The sequence below is a fragment of the Shouchella xiaoxiensis genome, from assembly GCF_016907895.1.
Taxonomy (GTDB): domain Bacteria; phylum Bacillota; class Bacilli; order Bacillales; family Bacillaceae_D; genus Shouchella; species Shouchella xiaoxiensis.
In genome coordinates this window covers 1-5,873 of sequence record NZ_JAFBCV010000035.1, presented here as the reverse complement: position 1 = coordinate 5,873, position 5,873 = coordinate 1, and the positions used below count along the sequence as shown (strand labels likewise).

At 38.7% G+C, this 5,873-nt stretch carries 6 protein-coding genes; 3 read left to right on the top strand and 3 right to left on the bottom strand.

All coding sequences use genetic code 11. The features are described 5' to 3' along the window. Positions 1–115: 115 nt before the first annotated feature. Positions 116–1,231 carry a radical SAM/CxCxxxxC motif protein YfkAB gene (yfkAB, locus tag JOC54_RS22780; protein WP_204469447.1) on the bottom strand — a complete coding sequence of 372 codons (1,116 nt, stop codon included), beginning with the start codon at positions 1,229–1,231 and terminating at the stop codon, positions 116–118. Between the two features lie 126 nt (positions 1,232–1,357). Here yfkAB and JOC54_RS22775 point away from each other — a divergent pair, with 126 nt between their 5' ends. Further along, positions 1,358–1,549 (top strand): SE1561 family protein, encoded by a 192-nt coding sequence (locus JOC54_RS22775; RefSeq protein WP_204469445.1) that lies wholly within the window; start codon positions 1,358–1,360, stop codon positions 1,547–1,549. Between the two features lie 14 nt (positions 1,550–1,563). Then, entirely contained in the window at positions 1,564–2,211 is a 648-nt protein-coding gene (locus JOC54_RS22770) for a histidine phosphatase family protein (RefSeq protein WP_204469443.1), read from the top strand. Between the two features lie 39 nt (positions 2,212–2,250). Here JOC54_RS22770 and JOC54_RS22765 read toward each other — a convergent pair whose 3' ends face one another. Then, complete coding sequence (locus tag JOC54_RS22765) at positions 2,251–3,597, bottom strand: hemolysin family protein (protein WP_204469440.1); 1,347 nt, start codon at positions 3,595–3,597, stop codon at positions 2,251–2,253. Between the two features lie 377 nt (positions 3,598–3,974). Next, positions 3,975–4,802: a DUF368 domain-containing protein gene (locus JOC54_RS22760; RefSeq protein ID WP_035441698.1), complete on the bottom strand. Its 828-nt coding sequence runs from the start codon at positions 4,800–4,802 to the stop codon at positions 3,975–3,977. 163 nt (positions 4,803–4,965) lie between these two features. Between JOC54_RS22760 and pdaA the strand changes: the two genes are divergently transcribed. Further along, positions 4,966–5,748 (top strand): delta-lactam-biosynthetic de-N-acetylase, encoded by a 783-nt coding sequence (gene pdaA, locus JOC54_RS22755; RefSeq protein WP_035422338.1) that lies wholly within the window; start codon positions 4,966–4,968, stop codon positions 5,746–5,748. The last annotated feature ends 125 nt before the right edge of the window (positions 5,749–5,873 follow it).

Below are 5,873 nucleotides of genomic sequence, written 5' to 3'. Positions count from 1 at the left end.
TCCTTTTCACCATCAAATTTCGTCATTGGGACCAATCAAAAGACCATAAGAGAAAGCCTGGGTTCACAGAACCAAGGCTTTCTCGACAATCTGACCAGTTCATATGAACTGGTTTTTAAATGTTTGATGATCGTACCCTAAAATCAACTTCTGGATAATATGCCTCTTTCACAAGTAAATTTGGTCCTAGACAACGCACACTTGGGCAATGACAAGCAATTGATTTGTTTACAGATGACTGTTCCCACTGTTTGTAGGCATCCACAAAACTAGTTGTGTTAATGTTTCCAAGTTCAGGAACATCACCGAAATCGGTCACAATAATATCGCCACTGAATAAATTAACGTTCAAACGGGATCGTCCGTCAGGGTCATTACGTACAGTAACGAGTTCTTCTTGATATAATCGTTTTTGAAGTTTAATGTCTTCTGAGTTACTTGAACATGGGTAAAATGGCAATGTTCCAAACAGCATCCAAGTTGATCGGTCTCGGCAATCAAGCAAACGGTTTATTCCAGAGCGAATCTCAGCCAAACTAGCGGTCTCTAATGCCGATGCAAAATCACTCGGATACATCGGGTGAACTTCATGACGCTGGCAACCCATCTCCACAATTTGTTTATGTATACTTTCAAGATGAGGGAGAGTCCTCTTATTCAACATCGTCTCGGCTGAAACAAGAACGCCTCGTGCTGTTAATGATTTGGCGTTGTCAATCATTCGATTAAACATCGTCTCACGCTGTTTTTTTCCAGGCTTACGTTCAGAATGGGCAAAGCCAATTAAAGAGAAATCATCTATACTTCCATAGTTATGCGAAATATGAAGGACATCTAAGTAAGGAAGAATCAAGTCATATCGTTCTAATGGCATCGTCAAGTTAGAATTAATTTGTGTTTTTGCCCCTCGTTCATGCGCATACTTTAACAATGGTACGACATAGTCTCGTACGGATTTCATTGACATCATCGGTTCGCCACCTGTAATGCTAAACGCTCGTAAGGTTGGTATTTCATCTAAACGTTTTATTAACAAGTCAAGCGGTAGTGGTTCAGGGTCTTTTGGTGACAGCGTGTAACCGACTGCACAATGTTCACAGCGCATATTACATAAGGTAGTAGTCGTAACCTCGATATTGGATAGTGCAAGCTCACCGAAATCTTCCATATCGCGATAAGCTTCCCAGGGATCATTCTTAGGTGTTATAGTTGTGTTTGTTTCTAAAATCATGGTATCAAGCTCCTTTGCTACAAGATCTATCTTAGCTCATCTGTAAGAGAAACGAAAGACCATTTGAGAGTCTGTCTCGACTTTGGTACACTGTTAACACCTGCAAAAAAGGAGAGATTTAATTAAATGGGTGGAACAATAAATTCAAAAGATAAGCAACTTGATTATTTACAGCAGCGTTTTGTCTTATTGGCGGAAGTGGTTGAAGGAATGGATGCTGATTCAGCTACTGTAAACGAATTAGACTCTATTTTAACGATGATAGAAGATATTGAAACGAAATGCATACAGTTTCGTAAAGATTGGCCAAGCGAATAGGGGGATTCTTATCTATGAAACTATATATGATTCGACACGGGGAATCAGAAGGAAATAAATTAGGGAAAATCCAAGGTTCTATGGATTTTCCTCTTTCTGATAAAGGAATTCTTCAAGCTGACGCAGTTGCAGAATTTTGTCAAACTTTACGTGCAGATTATTTGTATTCAAGTGATTTAACAAGGGCGTATGATACAGCTACAGCGATCTCTGCCACAACAGGTTTGCCTGTACAAAAATGGGAGAGGTTGCGGGAAGTTGAGTTAGGCCCAATGCAAGGAAAAACTAGAGAAGAAATAGCCGAGTTATTTCCTCAGACGAAAGGAAAAGCGTTAATCGGCTCAGATATTGAGGGTACGGAAACAAATCAACAAATTGCTGAACGGTGTGAGTCATTATTGCATCAGTTAAAAACGGCGCATCAAAAAGAAGACACCGTCTTGCTCGTATCACACGGAGGCTTTATCAGTTCGCTATTAACTTATATGATTGTCGGGCATAATTTGGCCTCAGCACAGCGTCCATTTGTTATAGGTAATACGAGCGTTACGTTGATTGAATGGGATAAAGAAACAGACCGTTACCTTCTTCATTATACGAATCGAACGGCTCACCTAGATAGCGTACGCGCTGACTTACATGTAAAGCACGGGCTTCTCTAATGTTAAAAAACCAGCGCCTCTTGGCACTGGTTTTTTCGTTTAAGAAGAACCGGAAGCTTGGTACTGATCTTCAAAACTGTCTTCTTCAGCGTTCTTTAATACTTCAACAAGCTTAATTTGATGACCATCAAATGTTTTAACAGTGAATTGATAACCATCAAAAATCATCACTTCACCAACCTCAATGTCGTATTTCTCCGTTAATACCCAACCACCGATTGTATCAACTTCTTCTTCACTCAATTGGATTTTCAAAAGCTTATTAACATCAGAAATTAACGTTTTTCCATCAAGGAGGTAATGATCTTCATCAACCTTGCGAATTAATGGATCTTCTTCTACATCAAACTCATCGCGAATCTCACCAACGATTTCTTCAATGATATCTTCAGCGGTAATTAATCCAGCAGTACCACCATACTCATCGAATAAAATAGCCATATGCGTTTGCTTCTTTTGCATCTCAACGAGCAAATCATTGACAGGAATCGATTCTATAACGCTAATAACAGGTCTAATATAATTCTCGAGTTTAATTTCTTCTAATACTTCTGGAGAGACAATATCCGTTAGTACTTCTCTTACATTAACAATTCCAAGGATATTGTCTTTGTCACCGTTTACAACAGGATAACGTGTGAACTTCTCTTCACGCATAATAGCTAGGTTATCATCTAGGCTGTCTTCTATGGAAATCGCTGATATTTCAGTACGAGGCACCATAATTTCTTTAGCAAGTCTGTCGTCAAAGTCGAAAATCTTGCTAACATACTTAAACTCGGATTGATTAATTTCTCCGCCTTTGTAGCTATCAGAAATGATTAAACGAAGTTCTTCCTCTGAGTGAGTCACTTCATGTTCTGACATTGGTTTAAAGCCAAGCATTTTAATAAGAATACGAGCTGAACCATTAAGAAGCCAAATAAATGGATAAAGTAATCGATAAAACCAGACAAGCGGACGGGCAATAAGCAGGGTTACCTGTTCAGCACGCTGAATCGCAATCGTTTTCGGAGCAAGTTCCCCGATCACAACATGTAAAAAAGTCGCAAATGCAAATGAGACTGCAACGGATAATGTCGTTACCACCGCAGCAGGAACAACATCCTCAAAAAAAGGATGAAGCATTTGCTCAAACGTTGGTTCTGCTAGACGACCAATCCCAAGTGCTGTAATAGTGATACCTAGTTGACAAGCAGATAAGTATTCATCTAAATGCGTAACGACTTTTTTAGCATGCTTTGCTGATTTTTTTCCTTGTTCTAAATGAGGTTCAAGTTGTGTACTTCTTATTTTAACAATGGCAAACTCTGATGCCACAAAGAAAGCGGTTAAACCAATTAAAATTGCAACCGCGAGTAAGCTAAGTCCCTGTTGTATGTCCAAATAGTCCCCTCGGATAGAGGGAGTCACCTCCTGGTAATTGTTTCAAATTAGGATCGTAATTTTCCTAGTTTGGAACTTGAGGCTTTCGCTTATTCTTTAATCGTTCTTACAATACATGTAGTGCGCACTTGTGCTAAATAAGAGTAGATGGTTTCGCAAGAATAGCGGAAGCCCGACCCGATTGGAAAGCAATCGAGAAGTTCCAAACGGCATGTACGCTTAATACCGTTTTTCTATCTACTTTGTACTCCCCACCATCGAATCACCCCGCTCTCATAATTCAGTACTATTATTTTATGGTAAGAAGGGGTTTCCGTCAAACCTTTTTATATAAGATAATAAACAATTCAAAAAAGTAGCCTGTACAGATGTACGGACTACTGAGATCTTTCTGCTTTTCCAAATGTGAGTGCCGTGGATAATCCAAATATAAAGGTCATTACACAAACAAGCGTATAGAGAAAAGTGGTAGGGAAGGTTCCAGGAAAAATGACAATGAGTGAACCCGCAACTAAACCAATCATTGCTGAATAAGTTGCTTGCGTGTAGGCTCGCAATAAATACCGAACAATGCGACTTGTGATCAGTAAGCCAACAAGAACTCCTAAACCAATTGTTATGATAACAGGAAAATTAAAATCATCTACTGCGGCAATTGCCGTATAGTAAACACCTAAAATCATGAACATTAATGAACCACTAATACCTGGTAGTACCAGTGCAGTGCTCGCAATCCAACCTGAAATAAATAAATAAACATAGGAGCCAATTGTTAAATCGGTCATAACTTCTTGTCCAGATTCACCAAAGAAGCTTGTTGTCGCAACTAAAATAAACGCGGCTGCAATAATAATGAAGTGGATTGGTCGAAAGGGACGATTTGTTTCGGCGTGTGCAGAACGCCAAAGAAAAGGTAAAATCCCTAAAACAAGCCCCATGAATAAAAACATCATTGGTTGATTATGTTCACCCAACAAGTAACGAATAATGCTTACAAATAATAAAACAGAGGCTACCATTCCAATTCCTAATGGTATAAGAAAACTTAATCCTCTTTTCCAATTACCTGTAGTTAAGTCACTTATAGCAGCTAAAAGTTTTTCGTAAATACCCATAAGCATCGCAATTGTACTTGAACTTACACCAGGGACAAGTTCTGTTATCCCCATTGCTGCACCGTGTAAAAGTGTTTTTAATCTAATCATCTTAATATGTGTCCTCCAGTAGTATTATCAAATTTAATCAAACCATAGGCAAATCCAACATGCAAGTCCAAAAAAAACGAAAGCTGTCGAAAAACAGCTCATAGTTCAGCCTTCCATTACTCATACTATGAGGGTAGATTTGTAAAAAGAAGGGCGGATAGAGATGAAAAAAGCAATAGCTGCAGTATTAGCGACCGTATTGATCTTTAGTTGTTTTTGTAATCAAGCATTTGCATATGACAATAAAAAATACAATTGGAGTTATAAACCTGCCCCAACCCATACTCCTGCAGATACAGAACCACATTACAAAGAGATGTTAGAAGCATCAGATAGTTATTTTTTGGGTGAGACAAATGAAAAATCGCTTTATCTAACATTTGATAACGGTTATGAGAATGGCTATACCGAAAAAGTACTTGATACATTAGCGGAAAAAGGAGTGCCAGGTGCTTTTTTCGTAACAGGTCATTATTTAAAAACAGCAGGTGAGCTTGTTAAACGTATGGTTAATGAGGGACATATAGTGGGAAATCATTCATTTCATCATCCGAGTCTGCCTGCTGTAAATGATGAAAAATTAACCGAAGAACTCGAGAGCGTTAAGTCGATGTTTACTGAGTTAACAGGGGAACCAGAAATGAAATACCTCAGAGCTCCAAGGGGAGAATTTAGTGAACGAACGTTAATGACATCTAACCAGCTAGGTTATACAAATGTTTTTTGGTCACTTGCTTATAAAGATTGGGAAGTTGATAAGCAAAAAGGCAAAGAATATGCATACGAACAGGTAATGAAGCGAATTCATCCTGGTGCTATTATGCTAATTCACTCTGTGTCACCTGATAATGCTGCAGCGCTTGGAGATATTATTGATGAATGTGAAAAACTTGGCTACACATTCAGAAGTTTAGATGAACTATCACTACAACAACCATTGCCTTAACGACAACAAAAAGAAAGCAGCCAAGCTGCTTTCTCAGATTGTCGAGAAAGCCTTGGTTCTGTGAACCCAGGCTTTCTCTTATGGTCTTTTGATTGGTCCCAATGACGAAATTTGATGGTGAAAAG

Excerpts from the sequence above, each read along its gene's own strand:
- yfkAB (WP_204469447.1), bottom strand. The coding sequence starts at position 1,231 with ATGATTTTAGAAACAAACACAACTATAACACCTAAGAATGATCCCTGG.
- JOC54_RS22775 (WP_204469445.1), top strand. The coding sequence starts at position 1,358 with ATGGGTGGAACAATAAATTCAAAAGATAAGCAACTTGATTATTTACAG.
- JOC54_RS22770 (WP_204469443.1), top strand. The coding sequence starts at position 1,564 with ATGAAACTATATATGATTCGACACGGGGAATCAGAAGGAAATAAATTA.
- JOC54_RS22760 (WP_035441698.1), bottom strand. The coding sequence starts at position 4,802 with ATGATTAGATTAAAAACACTTTTACACGGTGCAGCAATGGGGATAACA.
- pdaA (WP_035422338.1), top strand. The coding sequence starts at position 4,966 with ATGAAAAAAGCAATAGCTGCAGTATTAGCGACCGTATTGATCTTTAGT.